This window comes from Mesobacillus sp. QJM3NY_10, assembly GCF_056173465.1.
Map to the genome: position 1 here is coordinate 2,882,245 of NZ_CM149675.1, position 16,490 is coordinate 2,898,734.

Below are 16,490 nucleotides of genomic sequence, written 5' to 3' on the forward strand. Positions count from 1 at the left end.
CAAAAACTCCTTTTATCCATCTTTGTCTATTATTATTTTACATGAAAAATATGAAAAATGTGTGAAAATGAGCAAAAAAATTGACATCAGCTAGCAAAAAAAATTCGCAATTTTCCCAATAGACACTCTGTGGATGTTGTGATTAATAATAAAAAACTACCCCGCTTACTTACTACTCTCGCCTTTTCCCAATTTGACTCCCTTAAAAACACCATTCCACAAAAAAATCGTATCTATTCACTCTAATACCTGCCCTCATCTTTATAATGGGCTGTTTTCGTAAAGATTGTGGTTAAAATCCTAAGACCGATATTAACGTGATATACACTTTTGGCAGGTCGGGTATTAAGTTTGCATGCTCTTTTCTCAAAAGAAGCGTCAACTTTACGAAGGTATATAGTTAATTCAATCCAATTTTGTAATCAATAGTAACCAAGTTTGAGAAAAGAGTCTTAAAAAGAATTCGCTCATAGCATTCAAACATGTTATAATCTTTGGGATATATATTAATGGAGGCTACTAAATAAATGATTACAGTTCAAAATGTCGGCTTGAGATATGGTGACCGCAAGCTTTTTGAAGATGTTAATATTAAATTCACTCCGGGAAATTGCTATGGCCTGATCGGAGCAAATGGTGCAGGCAAATCCACTTTCCTTAAAATCTTATCAGGTGAAATTGAAGCGCAAACAGGAAATGTTTCAATGACACCTGGTGAGCGTATGGCTGTATTGAAGCAGAACCACTTCGAATATGAAGATATCGAAGTGTTGAAAGTCGTCATAATGGGACATGCCCGTTTATATGAAGTCATGCAGGAAAAAGATGCAATTTACATGAAGGCAGACTTCACTGATGAAGACGGCATGAAGGCTGCAGAACTTGAGGGCGAATTTGCTGAGCTTAACGGCTGGGAAGCAGAATCCGAAGCAGCGATTCTTCTTAAAGGCCTAGGAATTGGTGAAGAGCTTCATGATAAAAAAATGGCTGATATTGGCGGCGGAGAAAAAGTAAAAGTACTTCTTGCCCAAGCTTTATTTGGTAAACCTGACGTTCTTCTTCTTGATGAACCAACGAACCACCTTGATATCGCTGCAATACAATGGCTGGAAGAATTCTTGATCAATTTCGAAAATACCGTTATTGTCGTTTCCCATGACAGGCACTTCTTGAATAAGGTTTGTACGCATATAGCGGACCTGGATTTCGGTAAAATCCAGCTTTATGTCGGAAATTATGATTTCTGGTATGAATCCAGCCAGCTTGCACTAAGAATGCAGTCAGATACGAACCGTAAAAAAGAAGAGAAGATCAAAGAATTGCAAGCGTTCATCGCGCGTTTCAGTGCAAACGCATCTAAATCCAAGCAAGCTACTTCACGTAAAAAACTGCTTGATAAGATCTCTCTCGATGATATCAAACCATCATCGCGTAAATATCCATACGTTGGATTTACTCCCGACCGTGAAATCGGTAATGACTTATTGAGAGTTGATGGAATTACCAAAACGATTGACGGCGTAAAGGTTTTGGATAACATCAGCTTTATCATGAATAAAGATGACAAAATTGCGCTTGTTGGGAAAAACGAAATTGCGATTACGACTTTGTTTAAAATCCTAACTGGTGAAATGGAGCCGGATAGCGGGACTTTCAAATGGGGCGTAACGACATCCCAGGCATACTTCCCTAAAGACAACTCTGAGTTCTTTGAAGGAAGTGACCTTACCCTGGTTGACTGGCTTCGCCAATTCTCACCAAAGGATGACAGCGAGAGCTTCCTACGCGGGTTCCTTGGACGTATGCTGTTCTCAGGTGAAGACGTACTGAAAAAAGCAAGCGTACTTTCCGGAGGCGAAAAAGTCCGCTGTATGCTTTCTAAGATGATGCTATCTGGAGCAAACGTCCTTCTGCTGGATGAACCAACGAATCACCTGGATCTTGAATCGATCACAGCATTGAATAATGGTATGATTAATTTTAAAGGTTCAATGATTTTCTCGTCCCATGACCACCAATTCGTCCAGACTGTGGCAAACAGGATTATGGAGATCACTCCTTCAGGGTTGATTGATAAGCAGATGACTTATGACGAATACCTAGAAAATGAAGAGCTTCAAAAACAAATTGCAGAAATGTATGCTTAAACACCAAAACCCTCGGACATTAACCGAGGGTTTTGATTTTTGCTTCTTAAAAATGCCACTAACCTCTTTTTTGCTTTTTCCGCGAAGAAGAGGAGGTCCTGCTTCCGGTTTCGCTGGTTGTGGTCCCCTGCCCTTCTACTTGTGATGAATTCAACCCAATAGTCGAAGGATCCTTTTTCCTTATATTACTCATGTCTGCACCTCCCATTGATCATTAGTATGCTCTTCTATTGTCTGGTGATTGGTATATTTTATACCTGCGCCGGACAACTTAAATTAAGTGAGGAGGTGTTATTGATGGCAAGAGTTGGTGTAGAACAATCGCTTACTAATATTTCGGAAGCTTTGCGTGAAAGAGGCCATGACGTCGTTGAATTGCGCTCTGAAGCCGATGTACAAGGCTGTGATTGCTGCGTGGTTTCTGGTATCGATTCAAACGTAATGGGTATGCAAGATGCCTCGATCCAAGGATCAGTCATTGAAGCAAATGGCCTTTCCGCTGAAGAGGTTTGCAGCCAGATTGATCAAAAAACTGGACAGAATCAATAGTATTTACAAAACTGCCACCTGGCAGTTTTTTATTTTAAATCTTCCTTACTCCCCATTAACTCAAATCAATGATAATTTCACCAACTTGTGATATTTTTTGTATATAGCATCCTTTTTAATTCGATATAATCAGTTATATCTATTGTAAATGTTAAAAAGGTCTTTTGAAAGGATGTCTTGATTGAAGATAATACATATTGTTTTATTCGCAGCCCTACTACTCTTCATTACGGGCTGTGCGGATGACAGTGAGTCAAACACAATTGAACTTACCATCTCTGCAGCAGCAAGCCTCCGTGATGTAATGGAAGAATCCGGACAACAATATATGAAACAAAATCCAGGAATTAAAATTGTCTACAATTTTGGCGGCTCCGGTTCCCTCCAGCAGCAAATATCCCAAGGTGCCCCCGTAGACATGTTTATTTCCGCGGCTGAGGATAAATTCGATTACTTACTTTCCAAAAAGCTTATAGATGAACAACACAGCGTTAGGCTACTTAGGAACGAACTTGTGTTGATCACACAAAGAGATAACAAGAATATCGATTCAGCTCAATTACTTACTAACGAAAATATTAAAAGAATCGCCATAGGCACTCCCGAATCTGTTCCTGCAGGCATGTATGCAAAACAAGCATTGCTGTCATTGCAATTATGGAGAGATCTCGAGAAAAAAATCATTCCCGCTAAGGACGTCCGCCAGGTTCTTTCCTATGTTGAAACAGGAAATGTTGATGCTGGCATTGTATATAAAACAGATGCACTCGTTTCCGATAAAGTAAAAATTGTCCCTTTGGACGGAAAAGACTTACACGACCCTATTGTTTATCCTGTTGGTGTCATTGCGGGAACTGAGCATCCTGAAGAGTCTATCGACTTCTTCAATTTCCTAAAAGGACCAGAAGCAATGAAGATTTTCAAAAAATATGGCTTTTCAGCAGCATTGGAATGATTTTTATGAGCAGTGAGTTCTGGAGCCCGATTAAACTTTCCCTTGAGATTGCCTCAGTGTCGGTAGTATTTGTATTTTTATTCGGCATATTTGCTGCAAGGTTTATGGCAAGGAGGCAGTTCTTAGGTAAAACAGCCGTAGAAACGCTGTTAACTTTGCCTTTAGTACTCCCTCCAACTGTAGTTGGATTTCTATTGATTGTCATCTTTGGCATAAATAGTCCGATTGGAAGATTAATTGAAAATGTTTTCGGGAGTCCCATTATCTTTAGCTGGTGGGCAGCTGTTATCGCTGCATCAGTCGTAGCCTTTCCGTTGATGTATCAATCAGCCAAGACAGGGTTCTTATCGATTGATCCTGGCGCGGAGGAAGCGGCGAGGGTAGATGGAGCAAATGAGTGGAAGGTTTTCTTATATGTTACTCTCCCCCTGTCAGCGAAAACATTAATCACCGGGCTTATTTTAAGCTTCGCCAGAGCGCTTGGTGAATTTGGAGCAACCCTGATGTTTGCCGGCAACTTGCCAGGAAAAACCCAGACCGTCCCAACGGCAATCTATGTAGCACTTGAGTCTGGAAACATGCAATCAGCCTGGTTATGGGTAATTGCCATGGTTGGCATATCATTCCTTATGCTGCTTTCCACATCCTTATTAAAGCAATAAAAGGGGCCTACCGATTACCCCGCCTTTTTGAACAGATTTAACCTGTGTTTGTGAATTTGCCAAACATACCGGATGAACAAAAAGCGCAAGCGCCTTGGTCAGCCCCGACAAGCGTTGGAGGGCCTGACAGTGAAGTCGTTCTTTGACTTCATTGGCAGGACCGAAACGTCTCGAGGGGCTAGGCGCTGGAGCTGGATTAAGAAAACTACATGTAGTTATCCACACTTAAATAATTTTATAATTTCCTTAACAAAGAAAAAAGCCATGGAGCCTCCATGGCTTTCTTGCATTCTATTAAACTCTAAAGTGGTGTATTCACTCATGCTTTTGAAAAGGAAAGAATACTGGTTATATTACCCTCTTATTCAAAGGTTACAACGAGGTTGACAGGTTCCCCTATTTTCTTTTTATCCTTGTCAACGAGGTCCCCTGAGAGGATTTCCACTTTATCGAGGTTTTCGAGGTCATCCACGATAAACCCAAGGTTTCCTTGCTTTTTTTGTCCGCCTACAATTTCACCATGTAATTCTTCCAGGTAAAAATCATCTTCCCAAGTTTTGTGAATTGAATCATTTATATTCACCATTGCCGCCGGCCCAAAGTGGTAACTTTCTTTGGTATTATTCTGTATTTCAACTCCAATTTTAACAAAATCAAATTCTTCATCATGTGTATATGGATGGAAGAAATCGATCAGACTGTAATCAGGGATAAAGTGCAGCAACTTAATTTCTTTAACCTTATATTCAATACCATCGAGATTGAAAGTTTCATTGACTTCTTTAACCGCCTTAAGAGTTAATTCTCCTTTATCGTCAATTAAAGAATCCCCTGCTTTTTTCAGTTCCCTGTCGTCTGTGACTTGCGGATTAGGTACAAATACTTCTGTATTTTTCTGTATTGGTTTTTCTGCAATTGTTTCAACAGATTTGATTTCATCACTTGTATCAGCTTGTGCGAACGAACAACCAGTCAGCAGTAAAACAGCTAACATTACCTGCAAATGTCTTTTCATTTTTAAAACCCCCTTTTCATAAAACCTCCCGCAGATCCAAGGTTCGGCGGGAGATTTTCAAATTCATTACTTTCTTTTGCCATTTACAAGGATATCAAAAATGTTTTTCGCATTGTCAGTGTTGTCAATCTGTCCGTAGAAACGCTCTTTACCAGGACCGAATGCATATACTGGGACGTCTTCACCAGTGTGTCCACCGGTTGTCCAGCCGGTGTGTGAACGTTTATCGAAAATCTGTTCAATAGCGTTGTCAATGTCTCTGACTTTCTTTGTTGGAGCAACATCTTTAACAGCCTGAAGCTCTTCTGAAGTCAGCTCAGGGAGACCTACAGATTGAAAGTCAATATATTTTTTTAATGTATCTTCAGCATCAGCACCGTTAGCAATTTCTGCAGCCATGAAATCTGGAGTGCGTTTTGCAGCTTTGATCGGTGCTCCAAACCAGTTATAGATTCCATCAGCACCAATGGAATATCCGCCAGTTGAATGGTCAGCAGTGGCCACAACTAAGGTGTGCTTGTCCTTCTTAGCGAATTCGATTGCTGCTTTGTATGCTTTCTCAAAATCTTCCATTTCGCTCATGGCAGCAACAATATCGTTGTCATGTCCAGCCCAGTCGACCTGGCTGCCTTCTACCATTAAAAAGAATCCATCCTTATCCTTGTTTAAACGTTCGATTGCTGTTTTAGTCATATCTTCTAGGGAAGGAGTTTCTTCATTGCGATCGATCATCTTGTCCATTCCACCTGGTGCAAAAAGCCCAAGTACCTTTTCGTTCTTGTTTTTTAACAGGTCCTGTTTGTTCGTTACATAGCTATAGCCATCTTTCTGGAATTCCTCGGCCAGATTCCTGTCATTACGAACAAAGTTACTTACTCCCCCGCCAAGCATTACATCAATTTTATGCTCACCATTAACCAGTTCATCATAATAATCGTCTGCAATTGCATTCATGTTTTTGCGGCTTTCATCATGCGCACCAAAAGAAGCTGGAGTGGCATGCGTAATTTCAGAAGTAGCAACAAGGCCAGTAGCTTTGCCGTTTTCCTTTGCAGCTTCCAAAACTGTCTTTACTTCTGACCCGTCATTATCCACTGCAATTGCATTATTATAAGTTTTGATTCCAGCTGACATCGCTGTTGCAGCTGAGGCAGAGTCAGTTACGTTCTGTTCAGGGTCTTCCGGGTAAGTCATCTGGCTGCCAACAAGATATTTGTCAAATTCCGTCTTCTCAGCTTCTGTAGTTCCAGGGTTGTCCTTCAAGTAGCGGTAAGCGGAAGTATAAGAAACTCCCATTCCATCACCAATTAAGAAAATAACATTCTTAATTTCTGAACGGTTATCTTTTCCTTTATTTTTTGCTTCTGCGTCAAAAGTACCTGCTAAGCTGCCGAACGCTAAAGTGGATAGAACAGCGATCGGGAGAATCTTCTTTTTAAAATTTGCCTTAATCATTACAAGACCTCCAGAAATGTTATTTACTACGCCTTTTAATATACTGGGAAACTATTAACCTCTTATTAACACAATGTAAAAAAACATTGTGTTTATGTTAAGACTCTTCACAATTCCTTCATTTCACTTTTGGAAAAAATAAAAATAGCAGGTGATCACTCACCTGCTTTTGAATCTTCTGTTCTTTTTTTGTTTTCTGTTCAGCACCCATGCAATTGCCGTCAAAATAAACAACGCTGCACCTAGTAAGGTATTCATGGATAGCATCCCGCTTTGCTCAGGCTGTTCTGTTGTTTTCTTCACTTCAGGCTTTTTCTCTATCAATGGCTTCAGTTCAACAGAATGAACCGTTTCCCCGCTGCCGTTCTCTACTCTTAGTACGCCCTCGTCGTCTACCACTCTTTCACTCTGTCCGTTCGGCTCAGTCAGATACATATCATCTCCAGCCTTGAATTTCAGGTTGCCGCTATTGAATTTCTCACCTTTCCTGATTTGAACTGAATGAAAATTAGCAAAGCCGAAATCAAAGAGTTTTGAAGTATCTTCATAAATTTTACGTTTGTATTCTGATTTCAATAAAATGGCTGTCAACTTCAACTTCCCGTTATCAGCTGTGGTAGCAAGTGTCTGCTTCGACTGGTCCACAAAGCCTGTCTTTCCTCCCGTAACTCCTTCATAAGGAATTTCACCTTTTAGCATACGATGATGGGAAAGAATCGTTGTATCCCAAGACTCCCCATCCCACTCCAATTCCTTAGTACCAAAGATTTCACGAAATTCAGGATTGTTCATTGCATAGTTTACTATCATGCCTAGGTCCTTGGCTGTTGTATAATGATTTTCATCAAACAGACCATGCGGATTGACGAAATGAGTATCCCCTAAACCAATATTTGTCTCCAGGAACTTATTTATATTTTCAGAGTAACTTTCTAAAGAACCGTCCAGGTGAATGGCGATTGCCAACGCGGCATCATTTCCTGAGTTGATCAGCATTCCCTGAACCAACTTCTTTAATGATACCTGTTCGCCAGGATTTAAATAAACCCTTGTACCATCGATATTTTCAATTTCCTTACTAACAACGACCTGCTCATCCAAGTCAGCTGTTTCAATAGCATAAATGGCAGTTGCAATCTTTGTCAGGCTCGCAGGATACATCTTTTGTTCTTCATTTTTCCCGAATAGTATGGCACCCGATTGAGTGTCCATCAAAACAGCGGCCTCAGAAGTTAAGACAGGTGCATCTGCCTCTGCTTTAACCAATTCAGCAGAAGCATCCATACTTACAAATAACAACATAAACAGGGCCAAAAATTTTCTCATCAAACCACATCCAGTGTCCTATTCTCTCCAACCATTTTAACAGAACCTTGTCGAAAGATGTTTGGTGTTATAATTTTTTAATCAAACTGGAATAATCCGAAAAGTTTGTAAAGATTTAAACACCTAGCCAAACTTATAATGCATTAAAAAGTACTTGTGAAGCCCGTTGGGGGTTGAATAAGCTAGATTGTGGAGAACTGATGCCTATTGGTGAGAGGAAATGTGTAAATTTAAGAAAACAGGTCACCAATAAAGAGCATCGGTGACCTAAATGTAAATACCTTTTAAAACAATTGACTAGCATTGACAGCCTAGCTCGTCACCGACAGGGCTGTACTCAATTCCTCCCGTTAAAAACGATATTTTCGAGATAGGAAATATATACGTCATCCCTGACGAGTGCTGCTCCATATTCTCTTCTCACAAAGCGTTCGGCTGCTTCAAAACTGTCAAAGGGGCCATGGCGCTCTTTACTTTCCTGCTGAACAAAATACCGTGTTCCATCCGTATAAATCAGAAACAAGTCCCGGTCACGATTCTCATACAGACATCCACTTTTCGATCCCTTAAGATTATAGGTATTTTTAAAAGCGTCCGGCTTTATTGGATCAAGCGGGAATGCTCGTTCAATATATCGGTTGTAAGCTTCCTTATTCATAGAACATCCAGAAGCTTTGGCGTGTCCGCCCCCTCCAAATTCACCAGCGACAGCAGAGACATCTACGTCATCATGAATTGTCCTGAAGCTTATTTTCTTTCCTCCCAAGTTCAAAATCGCTATATAGTCCAGATGTGGATACTCCTTGCCCAGCTCGTTCCCTAATTCCGAATGATAGGATTCTGCATGAACGACCCCGCCGTATAAACCATCATTTTCAATTTGAATAATTTCGCGTTTTTTCCTCCTGATATATCGTTCGATCTTATCTTCTTCCATTTCAAGGAGTTTTTTTTCAAAATCATCATAATCAAAGTTATCCCCGGATTTGAGACGCGGTACCATCCGTTCTTCGAATTCTTCCATTGATACCATAAAAAATAAGTCATTCAAATTCTTAGCTTTATAATTCTTGAGGAGGTCCCAGTCCCAGGTATCATATTGCCTAACAAGCTCAACAAACTCATCAAGAGATCCATTTCTAACAAGATGATTTCCCTGTATTAAATATTCATATACTAGTGACGCCGCGCTTGTCAGTGTCCCGGATTCATCCTCCACTTTTACCATACCCCAGCTATATTCATTGAAATTCAATGCTGTTTTATGGTGGTCTATCAGCTTTGCCTTTCCCCCATCTTTAACAAACTGATTGATTTTTTCAGTGACTTCATGGTTGACAGATAAATCTGTTATGTATAGTTGGTCTTCCTTTTTCATCCGGTCATTCATTCGCTCGAAATATTTCTCCACCTGAAAATTCAGTCCAGAGACAGAATTATATCGGATATCTGCTTTGTCTTCGAATGCAAGCCTGAATAGAATTCCGCAGGCCACCCCATCCAAATCATTATGAGTAAATAAACGGTACATATTTTCCTCCTTGGCTTGTATCTAATCTATAGTTTGTTTTTGCCCAGATAATCTATACAAGAGAAAATCAAAAAATTAGACAAGTTCAGCATGGGGACGAGCATAGATATTTATAGAGGATAGTGAGGAGGTGAAAAAATGCATTTCTTTGTGTTTAAAAGAAAAACATTATATTTTTTTGGCTTAATCGTTTTTATTGCCATCATTGGTTCTCTTTGGTTGGGCCTAAAGCCTGATGCCACTCCGGCAATAGGTGGACAAAATGAACAAATCCGCGAAATTCACATGGTGACAGGCGAGTTCAAATCTACCACGGATGATGGAAAGGAAATTGAAGCATACCGATGGGATCCAGGAACAATCTTTTTGGAAAAAGGAGAAAAGGTTCGTTTGAAGATACTGGGTGTCAACGGAAAAGAACATCCTTTCATCATTGAAGGAACGGATATAAAAGGCGTGGTGAAAAAAGGGGAAGAAACAGTCGTCCCTTTGCAGTTTGATAAAGAAGGAACCTACAGGCTGATTTGTCTGACCCACCCTTCAGCTGAACATAATGGACCTATGATCGCCTATATCGTTGTCGATTAGATAATCGGTATTATGTACCCTTATCGGAAGCTGAATCGCTGCATAAGGGTATCTTTATCATCTTATCGTACCCTTATGGAAGGCAACATCGCTGCATAAGGGTATCTTTGTCAACTTATCGTACCCTTATGGAAGGCAACATCGCTGCATAAGGGTATCTTTGTCAACTTATCGTACCCTTATGGAAGGCAACATCACTGTATAAGGGTACCTTTATCGACTTATTGTACCCTTATGGGAAGCAACGTCGCTGCATAAGGGTACCTTTATCGACTTATTGTACCCTTATGGGAAGCAACATCGCTGCATAAGGGTATCTTTTTCTACTTATTGTACCCTCATGGAAGGCAACATCGCTGCATAAGGGTATCTTTATCAACTTATCGTACCCTTATGGGAGGCAACATCGCTGCATAAGGGTATCTTTATTAAAATCGAATCTATTGGATCGTCCTGATGATCCCGCTTGGTACCACTGGAACAGGATATTGCATCCTGTTTTTTCTTTTGGTTACACTTCTTAAATTGACACAAAACATACATAACACTATAAACACGGTACTAATTTTACTGATAGAATTATATACATAAAGAAATTCTTATATAACAGCAACAGAAAAACTTCACACAATTATAGAACAGTTTTTAGAACCTGAACCAAGAATAATTCCGTAACGCATACCAATATTATCTTGTTCACATTTTCACAAATATGTCACACTCAATCTGTTATATCCGTAGTATGATAAAAGTGTAGCAACTGTTATATAAACATCTACTTTAGAGGTGAATTTAAATGGAACAATGGAAAGGCTTTAAAAATGGTGCTTGGCAGGAAGATATCAATGTTAGGGACTTTATTCTAAAAAACTTCTCTGAATATACCGGTGATTCCAGCTTCCTTGAAGGTGCAACTGAGGAAACGCTTCAATTATGGCAGCAGGTTATGGAATTAACAAAGCAGGAACGTGACAATGGCGGTGTACTTGATATGGATACAAAAGTAGTATCCACCATTACATCCCATGGACCGGGCTATCTTGATCAGAACAAAGAAAAAGTTGTAGGCTTCCAGACCGATAAGCCATTTAAGCGTTCTATGCAGCCTTTTGGCGGCATTCGGATGGCAAAAGCAGCATGCGAGGCATATGGTTATGAATTGGATAAAGAAGTTGAAAAGATCTTTACTGACTTCCGTAAAACGCATAATCAGGGTGTATTCGATGTTTATACAAAAGAAATGCTCCAGGCCCGTAAAGCCGGAATCATCACTGGACTGCCAGATGCTTACGGACGCGGCCGCATCATTGGTGACTACCGCCGAGTAGCTCTTTATGGTGTAGATTTCCTGATGGAGCAAAAGAAGAAAGATCATGGAACGACAAGCAGTGTCATGACTGAGGACACAATGCGCCTGAGGGAAGAAATTTCTGAGCAATATCGTTCATTGAATGAATTGAAGCAGCTTGCCCAGAGCTATGGCTATGATATTTCCAAGCCAGCATCCAATGCAGTTGAAGCATTCCAATGGGTTTACTTTGCATACCTTGCAGCAATCAAAGAACAGAATGGAGCAGCAATGAGCCTTGGCCGTGTCGCAACATTCCTGGATATCTATATTGAAAGAGATCTCCAAAATGGAACTCTTACAGAAAAAGAGGCACAGGAAATTGTCGATCATTTCGTCATGAAGCTTCGCCTGGTGAAATTTGCGCGTACTCCTGACTATAACGAGTTATTCAGTGGTGACCCAACTTGGGTAACTGAATCAATCGGCGGTATGGCACATAACGGGCAATCGCTTGTAACGAAGAACTCTTTCCGCTTCCTTCATACACTTGATAATCTCGGACCAGCTCCAGAGCCAAACCTGACAGTGTTATGGTCTCCTGCCCTGCCTGAGAACTTCAAGAAGTATTGTGCTGAGATGTCAATTAAAACGAGCTCAATCCAATATGAAAATGACGATTTGATGCGCTGTGAATATGGGGATGACTACGGAATTGCCTGCTGCGTTTCCGCAATGGAAATCGGTAAGCAGATGCAGTTCTTCGGAGCACGCGCCAACCTGGCGAAAGCTTTGCTTTATGCAATCAATGGCGGTGTCGATGAAAAGCTTAAGATTCAAGTTGCTCCAGCTTTAAGTCCGATCACTTCCGATGTGCTCGACTATAAAGAAGTTATGGCTAAATTCGATACTGTAATGGAATGGCTTGCCGGCCTTTACATCAATACTCTTAATGTCATCCACTACATGCACGATAAATACAGCTACGAAAGAATCGAAATGGCACTGCATGATACAGAAGTCCTTCGCACAATGGCAACTGGAATTGCAGGCTTAAGCGTAGTAGCGGATTCATTGAGTGCCATCAAGCATGCACAGGTAAAAGTAATCCGTGATGAAAACGGGATTGCCGTTGATTTTGAAACAGAAGGCGACTTCCCTAAATACGGAAACAACGATGACCGTGTGGACAGCATCGCAGTTGAACTTGTGAAAAACTTCATGACAAAGCTGCGCAAGCACCCGACATATCGCAATTCTGTTCATACAATGTCAATTTTAACGATTACTTCCAACGTCGTTTATGGTAAAAAGACAGGTAATACACCGGATGGAAGACGTGCTGGTGAACCATTCGCGCCAGGTGCAAACCCAATGCATGGCCGCGACACGAAAGGAACACTCGCTTCCCTGTCATCAGTAGCAAAATTGCCATACAGCTATGCATTGGACGGAATTTCCAATACATTCTCCATCGTGCCAAAAGCACTTGGGAAAGATGAAGACAGCCGTACAAATAACCTAGTTTCCATCCTTGATGGCTATGCGATCAAAGATGGTCACCATTTAAACGTAAACGTGTTTAACCGAGAAACTCTGTTAAATGCGATGGAACATCCTGAAGAATATCCGCAGCTGACAATCCGTGTATCTGGATATGCAGTAAACTTCATCAAGCTTACACGTGAACAGCAGATGGATGTAATCAACCGTACTTTCCATGAAACAATGTAAATAATACAAGTGTACGAAACAGGAGTTTCCCTCCTTTCCCATGGCGGGAACTCCTGTTTTAATGAAAGGAGAAATCATCATGAACGGAAACATTCATTCTATTGAAACCTTTGGGACTGTAGACGGACCCGGGATACGCTATGTCATCTTCACACAGGGGTGCCTGCTGCGCTGCCAGTTTTGCCATAATGCAGACACCTGGGAGATCGGCACAGGCAAACAGATGTCTGTTTCCGATATCATTGATGATCTGAAATCCTATCTCCCATTTATTGAAGCATCTGGCGGCGGCATCACTGTTAGCGGCGGTGAGCCACTGTTACAAATTCCTTTTATTACTGAACTTTTTAAGGAGTGCAAAAAACTCGGAGTGCACACCACAATTGATTCTTCAGGTGGATGTTATTCAACCGCCCCTCTTTTTCAAGAGCAGCTTGCTGAGCTATTGAATTACACTGACCTGATTCTATTAGATTTAAAACATATCAATAGAAAAAAACATATCAAACTGACAGGTATGGCCAATGATCACATCTTGGATTTCGCCCGCTTTTTATCTGATCATCAAGTTCCAATTTGGATTCGCCACGTTCTGGTCCCTGGGGTCACAAATGAAATCGAGGATCTCTCGAAATTAGGCGAGTTTATTGGCACACTGGATAATGTAAAAAAGCTTGAGGTATTGCCATATCACAAGCTTGGCGTTTATAAATGGGAAGCATTGGGGCTCCAGTACCCTTTTAAGGATGTTGAACCTCCATCCGACGATGAAGTGGAGAATGCATATAAGCTATTGACAGCCCATATAGCAGTGAATTAACAGCAGGATACTCTCCTGCTGTTTTTTTCTGCATACATTTTGGATATATTTTTAGTATCATAGTGATAATAGTTTTAGTGGAGGTACTTTATGTATCAACTGTTTACAGAAATCAGTAATTTTCTAAGCGGACCATTTTTCACCCTTGTGAACCAGACTGAACAAATCCCATTATTGGCAAGCTTTCTGCTGGGTCTTGTCGGCGCTCTTGCTCCATGCCAGCTGACAGGCAATCTGGGTGCAATCACCTACTATGGCAATCGGAGTCTGCAAACGAAAAGCCAGTGGATCGAGATTACATTTTTCATAATGGGTAAAATACTGGTCTTTACACTGCTAGGCCTTGCAGTCTGGCTAGTAGGCCAGAGCTTCCAGCAAATTTTGCCGGGCTTCTTTTCCTGGTTCCGCAAACTGATGGGACCTCTTTTCATTTTGATCGGCCTGTCACTCATTGGTCTTTTCTCATTCAATTGGATCAATCGTTTCACTTCAGTTTTGCCACAATGGACAGGCAGCGGAAAAACAGGATCTTTTTTAATGGGGGTAAGCTTTTCAATCGCATTCTGTCCTACGATGTTTTCTCTATTCTTCTTTACACTTATGCCGATTGTCCTGAATACATCATACGGAGCAGTCCTTCCGTCTGTTTTTGCGATTGGCACTTCCATCCCGCTGATTATCTTTGCAGTTGTAATTTCATATATCGGGCTGAACGGTTCATTAATGAAAAAAGGACGCAAGCTGGGTTCAATGGTACAGAAATTAGCAGGATACATTTTAATTGTCGTTGGAATTTTTGATACAGTAACCTATTGGGGGTTATAAATTTGTTTTAATGAAAAGCTGTCACAATAACGAGCTTTTCTTGACAGCTTTGCCTCCTTTCTCTGAAAAGCTGTCACAATAACGGGCTTTTCTTGACAGCTTTGACCTCTTATTCTGAAAAGCTGTCACAATAACGAGCTTTTCTTGACAGCTTTTCCCTCTTTCTCTGAAGAGCTGTCACAATAACGAGCCTTTCTTGACAGCTTTGACTTCTTATTCTGAAAACCTGTCAAAATAGCGAACCTTTCTTGACAGCTTTGACCTCTTATCCTGAAAAGCTGTCACAATAATGAGCTTTTCTTGACAGCTTTTCCTCCTTTCTCTGAAAAGCTGTCACAATAATGAGCTTTTCTTGACAGCTTTGCCTTCTTTCTCTGAAGAGCTGTCACAATAATGAGCTTTTCTTGACAGCTTTTCCCTCTTTCTCTGAAGAGCTGTCACAATAACGAGCCTTTCTTGACAGCTTTGACCTCTTTCTCTGAAGAGCTGTCACAATAATGAGCTTTTCTTGACAGCTTTTCCCTCTTTCTCTGAAGAGCTGTCACAATAACGAGCTTTTCTTGACAGCTTTGCCTCCTTACCCTGAAAAGCTGTCTAAATACATGCTAATTCCTAATAATTACTCAGTTGTTCCGGGAGTTTTGTTTGCTTGCAGATTTAATGTATATGACTGAGCAGTTACCTGTTCAGAAAAAGCAAGCAACCTGTGAAATGCAGTAACCATACCTTTGTCATAACCAAATAACATACTGATACCAAAAAGCCATGGAGGTCTAGTCCATGGCAATTCGACTTATGCTATATTCATATTTTCCTTATATCCAGGCTCACAGTTGATGCACACTGCTTCGTCGTAATCAACAGTGTTTACGTCTTCTGGATTGTACTCGACCCCACATAGTGGGCACTCTATCATTTCTTCTTCATCATATTCTGCTGCTTCTGGGATGGAGTCATTGACCTTGAGCTCCCCCACCCAAACGCCGCTAATCGTAGACATTTCATTTTCAATATATTCATTCGCTGCTTCTTCTGTTTCCCATACACCATGGTCCCACAGCATTTCGTCAGCGTCACCTGAATTAATCATTAGTCCATATACTATTTTTTTCATGATTTGCCACCCCTTTTCGGTTTGGGAAGTTTGTTTTATATACATAGCCACTATTCTAATTTTTGAAACCCCCATTATTTGGGAAATGAAACTTTCTAAGTTTATTTCCGTATATATTGTACGGATTGCTTAGAGTCGATTTTTCAAATATAATTGAGCAATGATCGAAAAGAGGTGATGGCATGCTATTGGAAATTTATGCTCAGTCTGTTGATGCAACGGCCGTTTACAGCGCTTATTTGACTTTGCTCATCAGCATGTCGATGTCCGTCTTCTGGTTATATCGTGACGCCTCTATTATCCAGTCATGTTTATTGCGAATCAGGCTGAAGCCATCCACTTCTGAAATAGCTTTTAACAATAAAGCTGAACTTGGATTGAAGTTTCACCTGCAATTTCTTAAGCGAATTAAAATTAAAATTGATCCGGGTGATGAGGACAGCCATTTTTCTCCTATAGTTACTTACTAGATATAATTTAG

General features: G+C 40.7%; 15 protein-coding genes. 9 read left to right on the forward strand and 6 right to left on the reverse strand.

Annotated features, from left to right (window positions below; genetic code table 11):
- Nucleotides 1–527 precede the first annotated feature (527 nt).
- Nucleotides 528–2,147 carry an ABC-F family ATP-binding cassette domain-containing protein gene (locus AC0VX7_RS14505; RefSeq protein ID WP_215034041.1) on the forward strand — a complete coding sequence of 540 codons (1,620 nt, stop codon included), beginning with the start codon at nt 528–530 and terminating at the stop codon, nt 2,145–2,147.
- Between the two features lie 58 nt (nt 2,148–2,205).
- Here the strand turns inward: AC0VX7_RS14505 and AC0VX7_RS14510 are convergent, their stop codons facing one another.
- Complete coding sequence (locus AC0VX7_RS14510; RefSeq protein WP_475424813.1) at nt 2,206–2,340, reverse strand: YuzL family protein; 135 nt, start codon at nt 2,338–2,340, stop codon at nt 2,206–2,208.
- Between the two features lie 104 nt (nt 2,341–2,444).
- On the opposite strand from AC0VX7_RS14510, the gene AC0VX7_RS14515 reads away from it, so the two are divergent.
- From AC0VX7_RS14515 to modB, 3 genes are all read left to right on the forward strand, one after another.
- The gene (locus tag AC0VX7_RS14515; protein WP_475424814.1) at nt 2,445–2,696 is read left to right on the forward strand and encodes a YkuS family protein; all 252 of its coding nucleotides are present in this window, start codon (nt 2,445–2,447) and stop codon (nt 2,694–2,696) included.
- A gap of 181 nt (nt 2,697–2,877) precedes the next feature.
- Nucleotides 2,878–3,651, forward strand: coding sequence for a molybdate ABC transporter substrate-binding protein (gene modA, locus AC0VX7_RS14520; RefSeq protein ID WP_475424815.1), 774 nt, complete (start codon nt 2,878–2,880; stop codon nt 3,649–3,651).
- 5 nt (nt 3,652–3,656) lie between these two features.
- Complete coding sequence (modB, locus tag AC0VX7_RS14525; protein ID WP_475424816.1) at nt 3,657–4,313, forward strand: molybdate ABC transporter permease subunit; 657 nt, start codon at nt 3,657–3,659, stop codon at nt 4,311–4,313.
- 361 nt (nt 4,314–4,674) lie between these two features.
- Here modB and AC0VX7_RS14530 read toward each other — a convergent pair whose 3' ends face one another.
- From AC0VX7_RS14530 to AC0VX7_RS14545, 4 genes are all read right to left on the reverse strand, one after another.
- Nucleotides 4,675–5,328, reverse strand: a complete 654-nt coding sequence (locus AC0VX7_RS14530; RefSeq protein ID WP_475424817.1) for a DUF4352 domain-containing protein — start codon at nt 5,326–5,328, stop codon at nt 4,675–4,677.
- 66 nt (nt 5,329–5,394) lie between these two features.
- Nucleotides 5,395–6,783 carry an alkaline phosphatase gene (locus AC0VX7_RS14535; RefSeq protein WP_475424818.1) on the reverse strand — a complete coding sequence of 463 codons (1,389 nt, stop codon included), beginning with the start codon at nt 6,781–6,783 and terminating at the stop codon, nt 5,395–5,397.
- 159 nt (nt 6,784–6,942) lie between these two features.
- Nucleotides 6,943–8,109, reverse strand: coding sequence for a D-alanyl-D-alanine carboxypeptidase family protein (locus AC0VX7_RS14540; protein WP_475424819.1), 1,167 nt, complete (start codon nt 8,107–8,109; stop codon nt 6,943–6,945).
- Nucleotides 8,110–8,446: 337 nt separating this feature from the next.
- On the reverse strand, nt 8,447–9,640 hold the full coding sequence (locus AC0VX7_RS14545) for a DHH family phosphoesterase (RefSeq protein WP_475424820.1): 1,194 nt from the start codon (nt 9,638–9,640) through the stop codon (nt 8,447–8,449).
- 138 nt (nt 9,641–9,778) lie between these two features.
- Between AC0VX7_RS14545 and AC0VX7_RS14550 the strand changes: the two genes are divergently transcribed.
- The 4 genes from AC0VX7_RS14550 to AC0VX7_RS14565 all read left to right on the forward strand — a co-directional run bounded on the left by AC0VX7_RS14550 (nt 9,779) and on the right by AC0VX7_RS14565 (nt 14,895).
- The gene (locus AC0VX7_RS14550; protein WP_475424821.1) at nt 9,779–10,228 is read left to right on the forward strand and encodes a cupredoxin domain-containing protein; all 450 of its coding nucleotides are present in this window, start codon (nt 9,779–9,781) and stop codon (nt 10,226–10,228) included.
- Between the two features lie 796 nt (nt 10,229–11,024).
- The gene (gene pflB / locus AC0VX7_RS14555; RefSeq protein WP_475424822.1) at nt 11,025–13,250 is read left to right on the forward strand and encodes a formate C-acetyltransferase; all 2,226 of its coding nucleotides are present in this window, start codon (nt 11,025–11,027) and stop codon (nt 13,248–13,250) included.
- A gap of 79 nt (nt 13,251–13,329) precedes the next feature.
- Nucleotides 13,330–14,070 carry a pyruvate formate-lyase-activating protein gene (gene pflA / locus AC0VX7_RS14560; protein WP_475424823.1) on the forward strand — a complete coding sequence of 247 codons (741 nt, stop codon included), beginning with the start codon at nt 13,330–13,332 and terminating at the stop codon, nt 14,068–14,070.
- 90 nt (nt 14,071–14,160) lie between these two features.
- Nucleotides 14,161–14,895 carry an urease accessory protein UreH domain-containing protein gene (locus tag AC0VX7_RS14565; protein ID WP_475424824.1) on the forward strand — a complete coding sequence of 245 codons (735 nt, stop codon included), beginning with the start codon at nt 14,161–14,163 and terminating at the stop codon, nt 14,893–14,895.
- Between the two features lie 793 nt (nt 14,896–15,688).
- Here AC0VX7_RS14565 and AC0VX7_RS14570 read toward each other — a convergent pair.
- Nucleotides 15,689–16,009, reverse strand: a complete 321-nt coding sequence (locus tag AC0VX7_RS14570) for a hypothetical protein (RefSeq protein ID WP_475424825.1) — start codon at nt 16,007–16,009, stop codon at nt 15,689–15,691.
- A 182-nt stretch (nt 16,010–16,191) separates the two neighbouring features.
- Here AC0VX7_RS14570 and AC0VX7_RS14575 point away from each other — a divergent pair, with 182 nt between their 5' ends.
- Nucleotides 16,192–16,479 carry a hypothetical protein gene (locus tag AC0VX7_RS14575; RefSeq protein WP_475424826.1) on the forward strand — a complete coding sequence of 96 codons (288 nt, stop codon included), beginning with the start codon at nt 16,192–16,194 and terminating at the stop codon, nt 16,477–16,479.
- Nucleotides 16,480–16,490 lie beyond the last annotated feature (11 nt).

Bases quoted from the DNA above. Each gene is read 5' to 3' on its own strand.
- AC0VX7_RS14505 (WP_215034041.1), top strand. From the start codon at position 528: ATGATTACAGTTCAAAATGTCGGCTTGAGATATGGTGACCGCAAGCTT.
- AC0VX7_RS14510 (WP_475424813.1), bottom strand. From the start codon at position 2,340: ATGAGTAATATAAGGAAAAAGGATCCTTCGACTATTGGGTTGAATTCA.
- AC0VX7_RS14515 (WP_475424814.1), top strand. From the start codon at position 2,445: ATGGCAAGAGTTGGTGTAGAACAATCGCTTACTAATATTTCGGAAGCT.
- modB (WP_475424816.1), top strand. From the start codon at position 3,657: ATGAGCAGTGAGTTCTGGAGCCCGATTAAACTTTCCCTTGAGATTGCC.
- AC0VX7_RS14530 (WP_475424817.1), bottom strand. From the start codon at position 5,328: ATGAAAAGACATTTGCAGGTAATGTTAGCTGTTTTACTGCTGACTGGT.
- AC0VX7_RS14535 (WP_475424818.1), bottom strand. From the start codon at position 6,783: ATGATTAAGGCAAATTTTAAAAAGAAGATTCTCCCGATCGCTGTTCTA.
- AC0VX7_RS14540 (WP_475424819.1), bottom strand. From the start codon at position 8,109: ATGAGAAAATTTTTGGCCCTGTTTATGTTGTTATTTGTAAGTATGGAT.
- AC0VX7_RS14545 (WP_475424820.1), bottom strand. From the start codon at position 9,640: ATGTACCGTTTATTTACTCATAATGATTTGGATGGGGTGGCCTGCGGA.
- AC0VX7_RS14550 (WP_475424821.1), top strand. From the start codon at position 9,779: ATGCATTTCTTTGTGTTTAAAAGAAAAACATTATATTTTTTTGGCTTA.
- pflB (WP_475424822.1), top strand. From the start codon at position 11,025: ATGGAACAATGGAAAGGCTTTAAAAATGGTGCTTGGCAGGAAGATATC.
- pflA (WP_475424823.1), top strand. From the start codon at position 13,330: ATGAACGGAAACATTCATTCTATTGAAACCTTTGGGACTGTAGACGGA.
- AC0VX7_RS14565 (WP_475424824.1), top strand. From the start codon at position 14,161: ATGTATCAACTGTTTACAGAAATCAGTAATTTTCTAAGCGGACCATTT.
- AC0VX7_RS14570 (WP_475424825.1), bottom strand. From the start codon at position 16,009: ATGAAAAAAATAGTATATGGACTAATGATTAATTCAGGTGACGCTGAC.
- AC0VX7_RS14575 (WP_475424826.1), top strand. From the start codon at position 16,192: ATGCTATTGGAAATTTATGCTCAGTCTGTTGATGCAACGGCCGTTTAC.